Below are 17,338 nucleotides of genomic sequence, written 5' to 3' on the forward strand. Positions count from 1 at the left end.
CAAGCCTGCCCGGCGGCGCCCGCGCCGCCCTTGAGGCCGTCCTGATGGTAATCGACGAACCGGCTACAGCCGCGGCCCTCGCGGCGGGGCTGAACCTGACGGTCGACGTCGTCGACTCGCTTCTGGCTGAACTGCAGCGTGAGTATAACGGGTATACTGTTAGTGCCCCGGATGCGGACGTCGCCAGCCATAGCAGCAACACCAGCAGCAATAATGACGGCAACAATGCCGCCCCCCGGGGTTTTGAATTGCGGAATATCGCCGGAGGCTGGCGCATCTATTCCCGCGCGGAGTTCGCTGAGGTCGTTGGCGGGTTCGTGCTGGAAGGGCAAACAGCCAGGCTGACGCAGGCGGCGCTTGAGACGCTCGCCGTCATCGCTTACCGCCAGCCCGTATCGAGGGCGCGGGTGTCTGCAATTCGAGGAGTCAATGTTGACTCTGTCGTGCGGACGCTGATGCAGCGGGGGCTGATTGAGGATGTGGGAACCGATCCCGAATCCGGGGCAATCCTGTACCGTACGACATCGTATTTCCTCGAGCGGATGGGGATCGGCTCCGTTGCTGAATTGCCTCAGCTTTCCCCCCACCTTCCAGGCCTGGAAGGCATCGAGGAGTTTTACGAGCCAGGAAGAATGTAGGCAGGAAGAACGCAGACAGGAACACTGTCTGCACACAAGTATCCACCGGGCAGAACATTTTGCCCGGCCTGCGGGTGTTGTCGGGAGACAGCGGCCGCGGGCCACGAACGTTAGGACGGGTCATGACACAGGCGGGACGCCAGGGTTCACCACGTAACAGTGCCGGAGGAAACAGCGCCGGACGCAATGCCGGACGCAACAGCGCCGGAGGCAATGCCGGACGGGCAGCGGGCGGCAAGGGAGGCCGTGACTTCCCTGGTCGTGACTTCTCGAAGGGCGGCGGAGACCGCCCCTTCAAGCACCCCAAGCCTCGCGAAGAGGCCTTCATCGATCCGGACCTGCAAGCCGGCGCCCCCGCTTCCCGGCCCGCGGCCGGGGGCCGGAAGCCGAACAGCCCGGCCGCCAAGGGCGCGGCCCGCAAGCCCGGCGCCCGGAAGCCAGGCTTTGGCAAAGAACCCGGCACGCCCGGCGCGCTCAAGCCCAAACCGCGGACCGGCGCCGCGAAAGCGGCCGGGCCCCGCGCCTTCGGCAGCGAACGCTTCGGTCAGAACCTCGGGCCAGTGCGCAGGCCCGCCCGCAACCGCGGTCCGCGCCGCGAGGTCCCGCAGTCCGAGTTCCACGACGCCGACGGCATCCGCCTGCAGAAAGTCATGGCCTCCGCCGGTGTGGCCTCGCGCCGCGTCTGCGAGGAAATGATCGCCGAGGGCCGCGTCGAGGTCGACGGCCACGTCGTCACCGAGCTCGGCATGCGCGTCGACCCGAAGACCGCCGTGATCCACGTCGACGGCCTGCGCATCCAGCTCGACGAGAACATGGTCTACATGGTCTTCAACAAGCCCAAGGGCGTTGTCTCCACCATGGAGGACCCGGATGGCCGCCCGTGCATCAGCGACTTCGTGCGCAAGTACAACGGCGAGCGGCTCTTCCACGTGGGCCGGCTCGACGTCGCCACGGAAGGGCTGCTGCTCCTGACGAACGACGGCGAGCTCGCCAACCGCCTGACGCACCCTTCGTACGAAGTGCCCAAGACCTACCTCGTGCAGGTCCGCGGTCCGTTCCCGCAGGGCGTCGGCGCCGAACTCAAAGCCGGCGTCGAGCTCGAGGACGGAATCGCCTCCGTGGACTCCTTCAGGCTCGTGGACTCAACTCCGGGACATGTGCTGATCGAGGTTGTGCTGCACTCGGGCAAGAACCGGATCGTCCGGCGCCTGTTCGACGCCGTCGGCTTCCCCGTCCTGCGCCTGGTCCGCGTCAAGGTGGGCCCCATCGGTCTGGGCGACCAGCGCCAGGGCAGCATTCGCAACCTCGGCAAGCAGGAAGTCGGCCACCTGCTGGCATCCGTGGGGCTGTAGGAATGTCCGCCTTTCGCACGCACGGCCGCGGCCACCTGAACGGCCCCGTGGTCGTTGTGGGCACCGGGCTCCTGGGCACCAGCATCGGGCTGGGGCTGCGGGGCCGCGGAGTCGCCGTGTTCCTCTCGGACCCCTCGCCTACCAACCAGGCCGTCGCCGTCGACATCGGCGCCGGCCTGCCGTTGGCCCGCCTCGGGGCGGAACAGCCGGAGCTCGTCGTGGTGGCCGCGCCGCCGGACGTCACGGCCGACGTCGTGGCCAAGGCGCTGCAGGACTACCCGGACGCCGTCGTGGTGGATATCGCGAGCGTGAAGGCAAGCATTCTCGCCGACCTCCGCGGCCGCGGCGCTGACCTTGGCCGCTACGTGGGGACCCACCCGATGGCGGGGCGTGAGAAATCGGGCCCCGTCGCCGCCCGCGGCGAGCTGTTCACCTCCATGCCGTGGGTGGTATGTCCCGCGGAAGAGACTCTGCCGGAGTCCCTGCGGGTGGCGCGTGCGCTGGCCGGCGATCTCGGCGCCACCGTGTCCGAATTCGCCGCCGACGAACACGACGAAGCCGTGGCGCTGGTGTCCCACCTGCCGCAGGTGATGTCCTCGCTCGTCGCCAGCCGGCTGCAGGGCACACCGCTGCATGCGCTGTCCCTTGCCGGCAACGGGCTGCGGGATGTCACCCGCATCGCCGCGAGCGATCCCACCCTCTGGGTCCAGATCCTGGGCGCGAACGCCGACAAGGTAGTCGGGATCCTGCACGGCGTCCGGGAGGACCTCAACCGGCTAATCGGAACCCTGGAAGCCCCGACCGCTCCCGGCGCGCGGCTGGACCTGGCGCAGCTGATCAGCGAAGGCAACGCCGGCCAGTCCCGGATTCCGGGCAAGCACGGCGGCCCCCCGCAGGCGTACTCGTGGCTGACCGTACTGGTGGATGACACCCCCGGACAGATCGCGAAGCTCCTGACCGAGATCGGTGAGATCGGCGTCAACCTCGAGGACCTCCGCCTGGACCACTCCTCGGGACAAAACGTGGGCATGGTGGAGATTTCCGTCCTGCCCAACAAGCACGACCTCCTGATAGAAGCCCTTAACGACCGCGGATGGCAGGTACTGCAGTAATGACCCAGGAACTTATCGAGACAGTGAACGTGCTCCGCCCCGGAAAAAGCCTTGTGGTTGCCATCGACGGTCCCTCCGGCTCCGGCAAGTCCAGCGTCAGCAAAGAGGTGGCACGCCGGCTCAAGCTGGCCTACCTCGACACCGGTGCGATGTACCGCGCACTGACGTGGTTCTGCGTGCAGAACGGCACGGACCTGGACGACGGCGCCGCAGTCGAAACCGCTGCCGAGACCCTTCCGCTGGAGATCAGCACGAGCCCGGAGGAAGAGTACGTCCGCGTCGGCGGCACGGACGTCACGCTCGCCATCCGCGAGCCCTCGATCTCCGCCGCTGTCAGCGCCGTCGCCACCACCCTGGGCGCGCGCACGGAACTCATCCGCCGGCAGCGCGAACTGATTGAGAAGCACCACCGCCGCATGGTGGTCGAGGGCCGGGACATCACCACCGTCGTCGCACCCGCGGCGGAAGTCCGGATGCTGCTCACCGCCAGCGAAGAAGCCCGGCTGCGCCGCCGCGGCATCCAGCTGGGCGGGAGCCAGAACGCCGAGCAGCTGGCGGCCCAGGTCACCCACCGCGACGCCAAAGACTCCACCGTGGTGAACTTCACCACGGCGGCCGACGGCGTGGTGACCCTGGACTCCTCTGACCTCGACTTCGACGGGACGGTCCAGGCCGCCCTCGACATCGTGGACACGGTGATCAACCACCCCGCTGTCAAGCCAGGCGTCCAGCACAGCAGCGTCCAGCACAACACCGCCCCGCTCCGGACCGCCCACGGTGACTGACGGGAGCGCCGGCACGACTGCGGCAGACCTGTCCTCGCTGCCCGGCCACCGAAGCACAGCGTGGAGCCGGCCTGTGGGGTGGCTCCTGGACCACGTCGTCTACCGCACCTCGGTGACCGGACGGTCAAACGTCCCGGCGGCCGGCCCTGTGATCTTCGCCGGCAACCACATCAGTCTCCTCGACGGCCCCGTCATGTTCGGCGCCTCGCCCCGGCCCATGCACATCCTCGTCAAACAGGAGATGTTCACGGGGTTCCTCGGCCGGGTACTCACCGCCTCGGGCCAGCTGCCGGTGGACCGCCGCGGCGGCCGTGCGGCGCTGACCGTGGCGCGGCGCCTCCTCGGCTCCGGACGGTGCGTCGGGATCCTGCCCGAAGGCACCCGGGGGAGCGGCGCCGCTGACGCAATCAGCAATGGCGTTGCCTGGCTGGCGCTCAACTCCGGCGCCACGGTGGTTCCCGTGGCCATTCTGGGGACCAGGGTCGGCGGCGAACACCTGGACAGTGTTCCCGCGCCCCGGCGGCGTCTGCACGTCAGCTTCGGCGGAGCCATCAACGTCAGCCGCAGGCCCGGTGAGACCGGCCGTGTTTCAATGGACAGGGCGGGAACAGAAATCCGGGCCGCCCTGGCCCGTCACGTCCAGGACGCGGTCGAAAGAACCGGGCAGCCCCTGCCCCACGCGGAATCCCCGCATGAACTTCACGAAGCAGTAGCCGGGACGCCGGCAGATCACCACCTAAGGAAAGTGCAATGAGCGATACGACTCAAACCTCCGGCAATTTCGGCGCCGGCGAAGACGAATACACGCCCACCGGCACCGACCAGGTGGCTGAACACCTCGCCGCACTGGACGACGAGGAGGCCGAGCTCCGCGCCGCCTCCCTCCGCGCGGGCCTGGACGACTACGAGCTCGACGAGGACGACGCCGCCCTGCTGAGCGGCCACTACGACGACGAGGACTTTGACGGTCCGGTCAAGCTGGATCCGGTCCTGGCCATCATCGGCCGGCCCAACGTCGGCAAGTCCACCTTGGTCAACAGGATCCTGGGCCGCCGCGAGGCAGTCGTCGAGGACACGCCCGGGGTCACCCGCGACCGCGTCATGTATTCGGCGCACTGGAACGGCCGGAACTTCACGGTGGTGGACACCGGCGGCTGGGAGCACGACGCGCGCGGTATCCACGCCCGGGTCGCCGAGCAGGCCGAGATGGCCGTGGAACTCGCGGACGCGGTCCTGTTCGTCGTCGACTCCGCCGTGGGGGCAACCGCCACCGACGAAGGCGTCATGAAGATGCTGCGCAAGTCCAAGAAGCCGGTCATCATGGTGGCCAACAAGGTCGATGACTTCGCCCAGGAAGCCGACTCCGCCGTTCTCTGGGGGCTCGGCTTCGGCGAACCGTACCCGGTCTCGGCCCTCCACGGCCGCGGCGTGGCCGACCTTCTGGACCACGTCATGGACACGCTCCCCGAGTTTTCCACGATCGAGGGCCTCGAGCGCTCCGGCGGGCCCCGCCGCGTCGCGCTGATCGGCCGGCCGAACGTCGGGAAGTCTTCGCTGCTGAATAAGCTGGCCGGGTCCGAGCGCGTGGTGGTGGACAACACCGCCGGCACCACCCGGGACCCCGTCGACGAATTCATCGAACTCGGCGGCCGCACCTGGCGCTTCGTCGACACCGCCGGCATCCGCCGCCGCCAGCACATGGCCCAGGGCGCGGACTTCTACGCCTCCCTGCGGACGCAGAGCGCGCTCGAAAAGGCCGAGGTCGCTGTCGTGCTCCTCGCGGTAGATGAGGTGCTCAGCGAGCAGGATGTCCGCATCCTGCAACTGGCCATTGAATCGGGCCGCGCCCTGGTGCTGGCCTTCAACAAATGGGACCTCCTTGACGACGAGCGCCGCCGCTACCTGGAACGCGAAATCGAACAGGATCTCGCGCACGTAGCCTGGGCCCCGCGCGTCAACATCTCGGCCAAGACCGGCTGGCACAAGGACCGGCTGGTCCCGGCTCTCGATACCGCGCTGGAAAGCTGGGACAGGCGCATCCCCACCGGACGCCTCAACGCGTTCCTGGGCGAACTGGTGGCAGCCCACCCACACCCGGTCCGCGGCGGCAAGCAGCCCCGTATCCTGTTTGGCACCCAGGCTTCGAGCCGGCCCCCGAAGTTCGTGCTCTTCACCACCGGATTCCTGGATCCGGGATACCGCCGCTTCATCACCCGACGCCTCCGCGAGACCTTCGGTTTCGAAGGCACGCCGATCGAAGTCAACATGCGTGTGCGCGAAAAGCGGGGGAAGAAGCGTTAATTCCGACACACCCCGCCGTGACAGCATGAAATTGTCACAGGCACCCTCCGGAATCGTGTAAGCTTTTGGAGGTGGTTCGGCCGGACTGCTTGGAAGGAAACCCGGAGAGATACCGGAGCGAATTCCGAGCGGAGAACGGCAGGACTAGCGGGCTGTAGCGCAGCTTGGTAGCGCACTTGACTGGGGGTCAAGGGGTCGCAGGTTCAAATCCTGTCAGCCCGACCAACAGAAAGTACCCCGCCATTCCTGACAAGGGAATGGCGGGGTTTTCTGTTTCCTCCTGCGCCGGCCAGCGCCGCATGATGCGGAAGCGCTCATTTCAGGAAGCGGGACGTCCGGCGGTCGGCCAGAATCTTTCCCTTGGTCTGGCAGGTCGGGCAGTACTGCAGGGCAGTGTCCGCAAAGGAAACCTCGCGAACAGTGTCACCGCACACCGGGCAGGCTTCGCCGCTCCGGCCGTGGACCCGCATGTGGCTCCGCTTGGTGTCCTTGAGCTCATTCGGCGCTTTACCGCTGGCTTCCTTCAGGGCCGTCCCGAGAATGCCGTGGATGGAGTCATAAAGTAGCTCGACCGCCTCCCGGTCCAAGGACTTGGCGATGGCGAACGGTGAAATCCTGGCCGCATGCAGAATCTCGTCACTGTAGGCGTTTCCGATGCCGGCAATGACGCTTTGGCTTCGCAGGAGGCCCTTGACCTGCTGGGAACTGGACCCCAGAATCTCCGCCAGGATATCGACGTCGAACCCCGCACTGAACGGGTCCGGTCCGAGCGCCGCAATCCCGGGCACGTCGTACGGGTCCCGCACCACATAGATCGCCATGCCCTTTTTCGTGCCCGCCTCCGTCAGGTCCAGGCCGCGCGGGCCGGATCCGCCGGAGAAGGACAGCCGGGCCGCAATGTGGCCTTGGCCCATTTTCAGCCGGATGTCGTTGGGCGCGTCGGTGAAGCGGACCCAACCGGCCCGTGCCAGGTGGAACACGAACGACACCCCGTCGGCGTCCACGCAGACGAACTTGCCGAAGCGGCGCACCCCGGTGACTGCCCGCCCCTCCAGCCCGGAAAAGGGCGGATCCGCTGTTTTGAGCACCGCGAACGAGACGATCTGAACCTTCGTGAAAACGGTGCCGATCAGCTGCTGGCCCAGGAAATCCGTCAGGGCCGCCACCTCCGGGAGTTCTGGCATGGCCTAGCCCCTTTCTGCTGCGGCGCGTGGAATTTCTACCATGCCGGCGCCGTTTTCGGCGATGCCGGCGGGACCCCGGGTGGCGCCCTTCCGGACCCTGGCGCGTGCGTTTTCCGTCATCGCATCATGATGCCAGAGTCCTCCCGGGGGCCTGCCGGATATGCCTATACTTTTCAGCGGCGGACAGTTCGTTTGGCCGCCGCTGACATAGGTGATTCCCGATGAAAGGCCCGTCATGAGCATCATTCCCGAAGAACTGTCCTACACCGCAGAACACGAATGGGTTTCGGCTCCCGATGCCGACGGCGTGGTGCGGGTCGGCATCACCGATTTTGCCCAGGACGCCCTCGGGGATGTCGTCTACGCCCAGATGCCCGAAGTCGGGACAAGCATCAAGGCCAACGACGTCGTCGGAGAGGTTGAATCCACGAAGAGTGTCAGCGACATCTACGCCCCGGTGGCGGGCGAGGTCGTGGCCCGCAACGAGGCCCTGGACACCGATTCGGCCCTGATTAATTCGGATCCGTACGGTGAGGGGTGGCTCATCGAAATCAGGCTCGCCGAAGCGGACGCAGTGGAGTCGCTACTCAGTGCATCCGAGTATGAACAACAGGTAGGCTAAAGACAGAGGACGTTCGGACAGGGACGGTGGGGGAGTGTTGTTGGACAGCGAGCTGTTGGAGAACAAGACACCGCCACGCCCCGCCGAAAGCCTCAAAACCGGGACTGCGAGGCTTTCCCGGACGGCATGCGTTGTTTGCAGGGGGGACACCTGCAACGAATGAGGAGGACTCAATGTTTGGGCACGAACGGAACCCCACCGGTCGCGGTAAGGGCACAGGTGGAGTGAAGGCTTCGGAGACCACGTCGATCAACCTCACCCCTGTGCGCGACGAACCGCACTTTACCCCGAAGCTCACCGCCGAGGAATGGACATCCGTGGAGGCCCTTCCCTTCGGATCGGCACTGCTCGTGGCGCACAGCGGCCCCAACGCAGGCGCACGCTTCCTGCTGGACTCGGACGTCACATCGGCGGGCCGGCACCCGGACGCGGACATCTTCCTTGACGACGTCACCGTCTCCCGCAGGCACGTCGAGTTCCGCCGCACCGCCCGCAGCTTCGAGGTCGTGGACACCGGAAGCTTGAACGGCACCTACGTCAACCACGACCGCGTCGACGCCGTGGAATTGAAGTCCGGCAACGAAGTCCAGATCGGCAAGTTCCGTCTCACCTTCTACATGAGCCCTGCCCGCGCAGCAGGCAACGTCTGATTGCGGGGTAGCTGCCTGTGGCCACGGCACAAGCGGATCGGCGCGGACCCCAGGTTCTGAACATCGGTGAGGTCCTCGCCCAGCTGAGTGACGACTTCCCGAGCATGACGGCGTCCAAAATCCGGTTCCTTGAGGAAAAGGGCCTGATTAATCCGCAGCGGACGCCCGCCGGCTACCGGCAGTATTCCGAGAACGACGTCGAACGGTTGCGTTTCGTCCTGGCCCTCCAGAGGGACCAGTACCTGCCGCTGAAGGTCATCAAGGATTACCTGGATGCGATTGACCGCGGCGAACGGCCCGAGAATTTGCCGGCAGGCGTCACGGTTTCCCCGAGGATCGTTTCGGAGGAACTCGCCACAGAGCTCCAGGGCAGGGCCCGACGGCTCAGCGAAGAGCAGCTGAGGACGGAATCCGGGGCGAGCGTTTCGCTGCTGGAGTCACTCCTCAGCTATGGCCTGATCGGCCACGTCAACGGCAAGTTCGACGAACACGCCCTGCAGGTAGCCCGGGCCTGCGTCCAGCTGGAGAGCCACGGCCTGGAGCCGCGTCACCTGCGGCCCTTCCAGGCGGCCGCCGACCGCGAATTCGGGCTCGTGGAACGCGCTGTGGCCACCCTGACCTCCCGCAAGGACGCAGCCTCCCATGCCCGGGCCGCCGAGGCCGCACGGGAAATCAGCGACCTCTGCCTGTCACTGCACCAGGCACTGGTCCACGACCGCATCTCAAGAATGGACATCTGATGATTGAGGTGGAGATTGTGGGCGTGCGGATCGAGTTGCCATCCAACCAGCCGCTTGTCCTTCTCAAGGAAATCCATGGTGAGCGCCACGTGCCGATCTGGATCGGGACCCCGGAGGCCAGTGCAATCGCGCTGGCCCAGCAGGGGGTCGTCCCGCCGCGACCGATGACCCATGACCTCCTGGTCGACGTTGTCGAGGCCCTGGGCCACACCATCGTCAGCGTCAACATCGTGGCGGTGGAAGACAACATCTTCTACGCACAGCTGCAGTTCGAGAACGGCACCACCGTGAGTTCACGGGCCTCGGATGCCCTGGCGCTTGCCTTGCGCGCCAAGTGCCGGATCTGGTGCGCCGACGCCGTCATGGACGAGGCCGGCGTCCGGATTACCGAACACGACGAGGGCGAGGACACGCACCCCGGCCCCGCTGTCGACGAGGAAGGTGAGATGCGCCGCTTCCGCGAGTTCCTCGACGACGTCGAACCTGAAGATTTCGCTGGCTGAGGGCCGTCGAACGTTAAACCCAAGAATGAAACTTTCGACACGCCCGCCGAATAGGCCCAACGTCTTTGACCTTGGGCTCTGGCAGGCCTAACGTCGGAGGTACAAGTTCCCATTGCATACGGTAGCCGCGCAAGTCACACTGGAAAGTGCAGCCCGGCTGAATTACACGGATGGATTCTTCATTCTGTGTTCTGCAGCTGTTCACACACATGGCTGCCGATGCGATTTACTCAGGGGGAACTCACAACAAGGAGGGTCCACGTGAGTCCGAAAGGCGAAGCAGGCGAGCTCAAGCAGGCCGCAACGGCCGGTGTTGCTCTGCCCGCCAGCGGTGCCCAAGGCCTGCTGTTCACCGAGGATCTTCCGGTTTTGGACGAAGACGCGGGCTACCGCGGCCCCACCGCCTGCAAGGCGGCCGGCATCACCTATCGCCAGCTCGACTACTGGGCCCGCACCGGACTTGTTGAGCCCGCCGTCCGCGGCGCGGCCGGTTCCGGCTCGCAGCGGCTCTACGGCTTCCGCGACATCCTGGTCCTCAAGGTGGTCAAGCGCCTCCTGGACACCGGGGTTTCCCTGCAGCAGATCCGCACCGCCGTCGAGCACCTGCGGGAGCGCGGCGTCGAAGACCTCGCCCAGATCACGCTCATGAGCGACGGCGCCAGCGTCTACGAGTGCACCTCGGCCGACGAAGTGATCGACCTCGTCCAGGGCGGCCAGGGGGTGTTCGGCATCGCCGTCGGCCGTGTTTGGCGTGAGGTTGAAGGTAGCCTCGCCGCCCTGCCCAGCGAACACGCCGCGGACCAGTCCTTTCCCGACGACGAACTGAGCAAGCGCCGCGCAGCCCGCAAGATCGGCTAGCCCACCGCGTGTACATATCACTGAGGCCGCCTTCCCATCCGGAAGGCGGCCTCAGTTATATGTACACACGGTGCCGCGGGGGGTAGTTGCTTAGCGTTGGCTGCGGTCGCGGATGGCGCCGGCGGCGGCGAGTCCGCGGGGGTGGATCAGGTTCTGCAGCAGGGCATCGAAGAGGCCTGCCGCGTTCTTGGCGGAGTCGCCCGGCCAATGGTGGATGGAGTGGGCCGCGCCCTGGATCTGCTGCCAGTTGGCCTGCTCCGGGATGTGCGGGGCCAGCAGCAGCTCACCGAACATGGACTCCATCTCCGCGAGCCGGAACGCGTGCTCGGCCGAGCCGCTGCGCACCCGGTTGGCCACGATGCCGGCGGGGGACAGCCGGGGCGCGAATTCCTGCCGAAACAGCTGGATGGCACGCATGGTGCGCTCCGTGCCGGCTACCGAGAAGAGGCCCGGTTCGGCGACCAGGGCCACCTTGTCGCTGGCGGACCAGGCCATCCTGGTGAGGCCGTTCAGTGATGGGGGGCAGTCGATCAGGACCAGCTTGTAGTCCGCGGCGCCGGCCAGGACGGTTGAGAGCCGGCGGAGGTCGCGGCGGCCAAGGTCGGGCCGATCGTAGATGCCGGTGTAGGCCGAGCCCACGGCCACATCAAGGACGTGCGGCGCCGGACCATTCGCCTTGCCGTTGGCCTTGCCGTTGGACCGGGCATTGTCCACCCAGCCGCTGGCCACTACATTGTCCGCGAGGTGCGCACGTCGGGGCGACCGGAGCATCCTACCGATGTCGAGCTGGTCGTCCGGGCTGACGCCCAGGGCGGTGCTGGCATCTGCATGCGGGTCAAGGTCGACGACGAGCGTGGGGATGCCTGCGGCCAGTGCCGCCGACGCCAGTCCGGAAGTCACGGATGTCTTGCCGACACCGCCTTTGAGGCTGCTGATGCTCACTACTTGCACTTGAAAAACCAATACCTAACGCCGGTTGCCGAGACTGGGTCGTGCCGGCTCCTGCGTTCTCCAGAGCCGGGGCGTGCATGCGCCACGCACCCACTCATCATATGTTGATGCTCCGGCGAATCCCGTTTCATCCGGCCCCGGGGCGGCAGAACCTGGCGGACGGGGCGCTGCAGGGGCGATCGCCGAAGAACCAGGCCCTGCCCATTGCGCCGTCCGTGACGCATAATGCTGTGACAGTCGCCACAATGATTTGTGTTTGCCCACACACGTCTTGGACACTGTGAGCACTTACCGATACGCCCGCGATGATGCAGGAGAAGTATGTTTTCTAAGATTCTGGTGGCCAACCGCGGCGAGATCGCGATTCGCGCATTCCGTGCCGGCTACGAGCTGGGTGCCAAGACCGTCGCCGTGTTTCCGCACGAGGATCGCAACTCGATTCACCGCCAGAAGGCCGATGAGGCGTATCTGATCGGCGAAGAGGGACACCCGGTCCGGGCCTACCTCGACGTCGACGAGGTGGTGCGCGTGGCCAAGGAAGCCGGAGCGGACGCCATTTACCCCGGGTACGGCTTCCTCTCCGAGAACCCGCGCCTCGCGCGGGCCGCTAAGGAGGCCGGCATCACGTTCGTCGGCCCGCCGGCGGAGGTCCTGGAACTGGCCGGCAATAAAGTCGCAGCCCTCGAGGCCGCCCGCAACGCCGGAGTGCCGGTGCTCAAGTCCAGCGCGCCCTCGAAAGACCTGGACGAACTGATCGCCGCCGCGGATGAGATCGGCTTCCCGATCTTCGCCAAGGCCGTCGCCGGCGGCGGCGGGCGTGGCATGCGCCGCGTGGACACCCGCGAGGCGCTTCCGGAAGCGTTGCAGTCCGCCATGCGCGAAGCGGACGCCGCATTCGGCGATCCCACCATGTTCCTTGAGCAGGCGGTCCTGCGCCCCCGGCACATCGAGGTCCAGATCCTGGCCGACGCCGAGGGCAACATCATGCACCTCTTCGAGCGCGACTGCTCCATCCAGCGCCGGCACCAAAAGGTGGTTGAGATCGCGCCGGCCCCGAACCTGGACGACAGCATCCGCCAGGCCCTCTACCGTGACGCCGTGAAATTCGCGCGGGCACTGAACTATGTCAACGCAGGAACGGTCGAATTCCTGGTCGACACGGTAGGGGAGCGCGCCGGGCAGCACGTGTTCATCGAGATGAACCCGCGCATCCAGGTCGAGCACACGGTCACGGAGGAAGTTACCGACGTCGACCTCGTCCAGGCGCAACTGCGCATCGCCTCCGGCGAGACCCTCGCTGACCTGGGCCTCTCGCAGGAGAGCGTCCAGCTCAAGGGCGCTGCCCTGCAGTGCCGCATCACCACGGAAGACCCGGCCAACGGCTTCCGGCCCGACGTCGGCAAGATCACCGGCTACCGCTCTGCCGGCGGTGCCGGTGTCCGGCTCGACGGCGGCACCGTCTACTCGGGCGCGGAGATCAGCCCGCACTTCGACTCCATGCTGGTCAAGCTGACCTGCCGCGGCCGCGACTATCCGACCGCGGTGGCCCGTGCCCGCCGTTCGCTCGCCGAATTCCGTATCCGCGGCGTGTCCACCAACATCTCCTTCCTGCAGGCCGTCCTGGACGATCCGGACTTCGTCGCGGGGGATGTGGCCACCTCGTTCATCGACGAACGGCCCCAGCTGCTGAAGGCACGGGTCTCCGCGGACCGCGGCACCAAGCTGCTGACCTGGCTCGCCGACGTCACGGTGAACAAGCCCAACGGCGAACTGACGGTCCACACGGACCCGGCGGACAAGCTGCCGGCTCTCCCTGACGCCGCGGCGCGGCCGGGGTCCCGCCAGCGGCTCCTGGAACTGGGTCCGGAGGGCTTCGCCCAGGCGCTGCGGGCCCAGGACGCCGTGGCCGTCACGGACACCACCTTCCGCGACGCGCACCAGTCCCTGCTTGCCACCCGTGTCCGCACCCGCGACCTGGTCGCGGCCGGACCGGCTGTGTCCAAGCTGCTCCCGGAGCTGCTGTCGGTCGAGGCCTGGGGCGGAGCGACCTACGACGTCGCCCTGCGCTTCCTCGGCGAAGACCCGTGGGACCGGCTCGCGGCCCTGCGCAAGGCCATGCCGAACCTGTGCCTGCAGATGCTGCTCCGCGGCCGCAACACCGTGGGCTACACGCCGTACCCTGAAGAGGTCACGGTGGCGTTCGTCAACGAGGCCGCGGCCACGGGCATCGACATCTTCCGCATCTTTGACGCACTCAACGACGTCAACCAGATGGCCCCGGCCATCCGCGCCGTCCGCGAGACCGGCAGCGCCGTCGCCGAGGTCGCCCTCTGCTACACCGCGGACATGCTGGATCCTGAGGAAACCCTCTACACCCTGGAGTACTACCTGGAGCTGGCGCAGAAGATCGTCGACGCCGGCGCCCACATCCTGGCGATCAAGGACATGGCCGGGCTCCTGCGCCCTGCTGCCGCCGCACGGCTCGTGACCGCCCTGCGGGAGCGGTTCGACCTGCCCGTCCACCTGCACACCCACGACACTGCGGGCGGCCAGCTGGCCACGCTCCTGGCGGCCGTCGATGCCGGCGTCGACGCGGTGGACGTGGCCTCGGCTTCCCTGGCCGGCACCACCAGCCAGGTCTCGGCCTCCGCCCTCGTCGCCGCGCTCGCCCACACGCCGCGCGACACCGGGCTCAACCTGGCCAGCGTGTGTTCCCTCGAGCCGTACTGGGAAGCCGTCCGCCGGGTCTACGCCCCCTTCGAGTCCGGCCTGCCGGGCCCCACCGGCCGTGTCTACCAGCATGAGATCCCCGGCGGGCAGCTGTCCAACCTGCGCCAGCAGGCCATGGCGCTGGGCCTGGGCGAGCGTTTCGAGGCGATCGAGGACATGTACACCGCGGCGGACCGCATCCTCGGCCGCCTGGTCAAGGTGACGCCGTCGTCCAAGGTGGTGGGCGACCTGGCCCTGCACCTGGTGGGTCTGAACGCCGATCCCGCGGACTTCAACGAGAACCCGCAGAAATACGACGTTCCGGACTCCGTGATCGGCTTCCTTTCCGGCGAACTCGGCGACCCGCCCGGCGGCTGGCCCGAGCCCTTCCGCACCAAAGCCCTGCAGGGCCGCACCGTGAAGTTCCGCGACGCGGAGCTCAGCGCCGAGGACAGCGCCGCGCTGCAGGGGGACTCCAAGACCCGCCAGCGCACGCTCAACCGGCTGCTGTTCGCCGGCCCCACCAAGGACTACCAGAAGAGCGTCGAGTCCTACGGCAACCTTTCGGTGCTCGACACCCGCGACTACCTCTTCGGGTTGCAGCGCGGGGCGGAGCACGAGATCGAGCTCGAGAAGGGCGTGCGGCTGATCGCCTCGCTCGAGGCGGTGTCCGAACCGGACGAGAAGGGCATGCGCACCGTCATGTGCACGCTCAACGGCCAGTCCCGGCCGGTGGTGGTCCGCGACCGTTCCGTGGTGAGCAACGTCAAGGCCGCCGAACGCGCCGATGCCTCCCAGCCGGGCCAGGTGGCCGCGCCGTTCGCCGGTGCCGTCACGCTGACCGTCAAGGTCGGGGACACCGTCAAGGCCGGCGACACCGTTGCCACCATCGAGGCCATGAAGATGGAAGCGTCCATCACGACGCCGGTGGCCGGCACCGTGGGCCGCCTCGCCGTCGGCGCGGTGGAACAGGTCCAGGGCGGGGACCTGCTGCTCGTGGTGGACCAGTAGACACAGTCGAGTAGACACAGGGCAGTAGACACCTCCCAAACCACGAAGGGCTCCTCCGGCTGCGGCCGGAGGAGCCCTTCGTTGGTTCAGGCGGGGTGCGTTAGGCGTGAGTGGGGCGCTTGGCGCTGTACATCTCCTCGATCACGGCGTCGAAGTCCTTGAGCACCTGGGCCCGCTTCACCTTCATGGAGGGGGTCAGATGGCCGGAGGCCTCGGTAAAGTCGGCCGGCACGATCCGGAAGGACTTGATCGCCTCGGCCTGGGAGACGGACTGGTTGGCGCGGTTGATGATCTCCTGGACCGCGGCCTTGACAGCGGGGTTCGTGGCGGCGTCGGTGAGCGACATCGACGCCGGGAGCCCGTGGCGCCCCAGCCAGCCGGGGAGGGCTTCTTCGTCGAGTGTCACCAGGGCGCCGATGAACGCGCGGTTGTCTCCCACCACCAGGACCTGCGAGACCAGCGCATCGGCCCGGATCTGGTCCTCCAAAAGGGCCGGCACCACGTTCTTGCCGCCGGCCGTGACGATAATTTCCTTCTTGCGCCCGGTGATGGTCAGGAACCCCTGCTCATCCAGCTGGCCAATGTCGCCGGTCCGGAACCAGCCGTCGTCGAAGGCCTCGGCGGAGAGGTCGTCGCGTCTGAAGTAGCCCCGCATCACGCAGACGCCCTTGGTGAGGATTTCGCCGTCGTCGGCGATCCGAACGGCGTTGCCGGGAATCGGGGCGCCCACGGTGCCGATCCTGATCAGGTCCGGGGTGTTGACGGAAACCGGTGCCGTGGTCTCGGTCAGCCCATAGCCTTCCAGGATTTGCAGCCCGATGCCCTGGAAGAAGTGCCCCAGCCGCTCACCGAGCGGGCCGCCGCCGGACACTGCATGCGAGACGTTCCCGCCCATCGCGTTCCGGAGCTTGCTGTACACAAGCTTGTCGAACACGGAGTGCTTGAGCTTCAGGACCAGCCCCACCTTGCCGGACTGCCGCGCCCGGGAGTATTCGATCGCGGTGTCCGCGGCGCGGTGGAAGATGGCGCCCTTGCCGCCGTCCTCGGCCTTGGTCAAGGCGGAGTTGTAGACCTTCTCGAAGACCCGCGGGACGGCGAGGATGAAGGTCGGCCGGTAACTCTGCAGATCCGGCAGCAGATTCTTGACGTCCGGGGTGTGCGCGACGGTGACGCCCGCGGCGACCGCCAACACGGAGATAAATCGGGCAAAGACGTGAGCCAGGGGCAGGAACATGATGGTTTTGGCCTGGTCGTGGACCACCCTGCCCAGCGAGGTGGCCAGGGCGTTCTCGGACAATTCCACGAAGTTCCCGTGGGTCAGTTCGCAGCCCTTGGGCCGGCCCGTGGTGCCCGAGGTGTAGATGATCGTGGCGATGTCGCCCAGGGAGGCGTGGCTGCGCCGTGCCTCGAGTTCGGCGTCGCTGATGCCGGTTCCCGCCGCACGGACCTCGTCCAGGCCCGTGCCCTCGAGTTGCCACACGTTCCGCAAGGCCGTGAGACCTTCGGAGGTGGCCGCCTGCCGGATCACGTCTTCGTGATGGGCGGATTCGCCGAACGCGGCCACGGCGCCGGAGTCTCCGAGGTTCCAGGCCACCTGCGACGGCGAGGAGGTCTCGTAGATCGGAACGGACACGGCGCCGGCAAACCAGATGGCGAAGTCGATCAGGGCCCATTCGTAACGGGTGCGGGACATGATGCCCACGCGGTCGCCGGCGGCTACGCCGTTGGCCATGAGGCCCTTGGCGAGGGCGTGGACGTCCGCCAGGAAATCCTTGGCCCGGACATCCTGCCACTGGCCTGCGGCGTCAAGCCGGGAGAACAGGGCAGGGTTGGCGGGCCTTGCCGCCTGGCGCACCACGAAGTCGGTGACGTTGGTGTCCGGATCAACCTTCACCAGGGGCGGGACAATGATTTCTCGCACG

At 67.1% G+C, this 17,338-nt stretch carries 15 protein-coding genes and 1 tRNA gene; 13 read left to right on the forward strand and 3 right to left on the reverse strand.

The features are described 5' to 3' along the window. Positions 1-44: 44 nt before the first annotated feature. From ACFVVK_RS13125 to ACFVVK_RS13155, 7 genes are all read left to right on the forward strand, one after another. Entirely contained in the window at positions 45-638 is a 594-nt protein-coding gene (locus ACFVVK_RS13125; RefSeq protein ID WP_390267670.1) for an SMC-Scp complex subunit ScpB, read from the forward strand. 122 nt (positions 639-760) lie between these two features. Beyond that, on the forward strand, positions 761-1,990 hold the full coding sequence (locus ACFVVK_RS13130; RefSeq protein WP_390267367.1) for a pseudouridine synthase: 1,230 nt from the start codon (positions 761-763) through the stop codon (positions 1,988-1,990). Between the two features lie 2 nt (positions 1,991-1,992). Further along, on the forward strand, positions 1,993-3,102 hold the full coding sequence (locus ACFVVK_RS13135; protein WP_390267370.1) for a prephenate dehydrogenase: 1,110 nt from the start codon (positions 1,993-1,995) through the stop codon (positions 3,100-3,102). Then, a complete protein-coding gene (gene cmk, locus ACFVVK_RS13140; RefSeq protein ID WP_390267373.1) occupies positions 3,102-3,887 on the forward strand; it encodes a (d)CMP kinase in 786 nt (261 codons plus the stop codon). Before ACFVVK_RS13135 ends, cmk begins: the two co-directional genes overlap by 1 nt. Before the next feature lie 73 nt (positions 3,888-3,960). Then, entirely contained in the window at positions 3,961-4,641 is a 681-nt protein-coding gene (locus tag ACFVVK_RS13145; RefSeq protein WP_390267376.1) for a lysophospholipid acyltransferase family protein, read from the forward strand. After that, on the forward strand, positions 4,638-6,188 hold the full coding sequence (gene der, locus ACFVVK_RS13150) for a ribosome biogenesis GTPase Der (protein WP_390267379.1): 1,551 nt from the start codon (positions 4,638-4,640) through the stop codon (positions 6,186-6,188). The genes ACFVVK_RS13145 and der overlap by 4 nt, the downstream gene beginning before the upstream one ends. A gap of 148 nt (positions 6,189-6,336) precedes the next feature. After that, positions 6,337-6,413: transfer RNA gene (locus tag ACFVVK_RS13155), tRNA-Pro, on the forward strand. 89 nt (positions 6,414-6,502) lie between these two features. Here the strand turns inward: ACFVVK_RS13155 and ACFVVK_RS13160 are convergent. Next, complete coding sequence (locus ACFVVK_RS13160) at positions 6,503-7,372, reverse strand: Fpg/Nei family DNA glycosylase (protein WP_390267382.1); 870 nt, start codon at positions 7,370-7,372, stop codon at positions 6,503-6,505. 235 nt (positions 7,373-7,607) lie between these two features. On the opposite strand from ACFVVK_RS13160, the gene gcvH reads away from it, so the two are divergent. The 5 genes from gcvH to ACFVVK_RS13185 all read left to right on the forward strand — a co-directional run bounded on the left by gcvH (position 7,608) and on the right by ACFVVK_RS13185 (position 10,745). Further along, complete coding sequence (gene gcvH, locus ACFVVK_RS13165; protein WP_390267385.1) at positions 7,608-7,994, forward strand: glycine cleavage system protein GcvH; 387 nt, start codon at positions 7,608-7,610, stop codon at positions 7,992-7,994. 173 nt (positions 7,995-8,167) lie between these two features. Then, entirely contained in the window at positions 8,168-8,644 is a 477-nt protein-coding gene (locus ACFVVK_RS13170) for an FHA domain-containing protein (RefSeq protein WP_390267388.1), read from the forward strand. Positions 8,645-8,661: 17 nt separating this feature from the next. After that, positions 8,662-9,384, forward strand: a complete 723-nt coding sequence (locus ACFVVK_RS13175) for a MerR family transcriptional regulator (protein WP_390267391.1) — start codon at positions 8,662-8,664, stop codon at positions 9,382-9,384. Continuing rightward, positions 9,384-9,887 carry a bifunctional nuclease family protein gene (locus tag ACFVVK_RS13180; protein WP_390267394.1) on the forward strand — a complete coding sequence of 168 codons (504 nt, stop codon included), beginning with the start codon at positions 9,384-9,386 and terminating at the stop codon, positions 9,885-9,887. The genes ACFVVK_RS13175 and ACFVVK_RS13180 overlap by 1 nt, the downstream gene beginning before the upstream one ends. A gap of 261 nt (positions 9,888-10,148) precedes the next feature. Next, a complete protein-coding gene (locus ACFVVK_RS13185; protein WP_390267397.1) occupies positions 10,149-10,745 on the forward strand; it encodes a MerR family transcriptional regulator in 597 nt (198 codons plus the stop codon). A 90-nt stretch (positions 10,746-10,835) separates the two neighbouring features. On the opposite strand, the gene ACFVVK_RS13190 is transcribed toward ACFVVK_RS13185, so the two are convergent. Next, complete coding sequence (locus ACFVVK_RS13190; RefSeq protein WP_390267400.1) at positions 10,836-11,696, reverse strand: ParA family protein; 861 nt, start codon at positions 11,694-11,696, stop codon at positions 10,836-10,838. Between the two features lie 321 nt (positions 11,697-12,017). Here ACFVVK_RS13190 and ACFVVK_RS13195 point away from each other — a divergent pair, with 321 nt between their 5' ends. Next, the gene (locus ACFVVK_RS13195; protein WP_390267403.1) at positions 12,018-15,416 is read left to right on the forward strand and encodes a pyruvate carboxylase; all 3,399 of its coding nucleotides are present in this window, start codon (positions 12,018-12,020) and stop codon (positions 15,414-15,416) included. Positions 15,417-15,516: 100 nt separating this feature from the next. On the opposite strand, the gene ACFVVK_RS13200 is transcribed toward ACFVVK_RS13195, so the two are convergent. Continuing rightward, entirely contained in the window at positions 15,517-17,337 is a 1,821-nt protein-coding gene (locus ACFVVK_RS13200; RefSeq protein WP_390267406.1) for an AMP-dependent synthetase/ligase, read from the reverse strand. Position 17,338 lies beyond the last annotated feature (1 nt).

This window comes from Arthrobacter sp. NPDC058192 (assembly GCF_042883665.1).
GTDB lineage: Bacteria > Actinomycetota > Actinomycetes > Actinomycetales > Micrococcaceae > Arthrobacter.

What these genes read in the sequence shown, in the direction of transcription:
- ACFVVK_RS13130 (WP_390267367.1), top strand. Translation starts at nt 761, where the DNA reads ATGACACAGGCGGGACGCCAGGGTTCACCACGTAACAGTGCCGGAGGA.
- ACFVVK_RS13135 (WP_390267370.1), top strand. Translation starts at nt 1,993, where the DNA reads ATGTCCGCCTTTCGCACGCACGGCCGCGGCCACCTGAACGGCCCCGTG.
- ACFVVK_RS13180 (WP_390267394.1), top strand. Translation starts at nt 9,384, where the DNA reads ATGATTGAGGTGGAGATTGTGGGCGTGCGGATCGAGTTGCCATCCAAC.
- ACFVVK_RS13170 (WP_390267388.1), top strand. Translation starts at nt 8,168, where the DNA reads ATGTTTGGGCACGAACGGAACCCCACCGGTCGCGGTAAGGGCACAGGT.
- ACFVVK_RS13195 (WP_390267403.1), top strand. Translation starts at nt 12,018, where the DNA reads ATGTTTTCTAAGATTCTGGTGGCCAACCGCGGCGAGATCGCGATTCGC.
- ACFVVK_RS13125 (WP_390267670.1), top strand. Translation starts at nt 45, where the DNA reads ATGGTAATCGACGAACCGGCTACAGCCGCGGCCCTCGCGGCGGGGCTG.
- der (WP_390267379.1), top strand. Translation starts at nt 4,638, where the DNA reads ATGAGCGATACGACTCAAACCTCCGGCAATTTCGGCGCCGGCGAAGAC.
- ACFVVK_RS13160 (WP_390267382.1), bottom strand. Translation starts at nt 7,372, where the DNA reads ATGCCAGAACTCCCGGAGGTGGCGGCCCTGACGGATTTCCTGGGCCAG.
- cmk (WP_390267373.1), top strand. Translation starts at nt 3,102, where the DNA reads ATGACCCAGGAACTTATCGAGACAGTGAACGTGCTCCGCCCCGGAAAA.
- gcvH (WP_390267385.1), top strand. Translation starts at nt 7,608, where the DNA reads ATGAGCATCATTCCCGAAGAACTGTCCTACACCGCAGAACACGAATGG.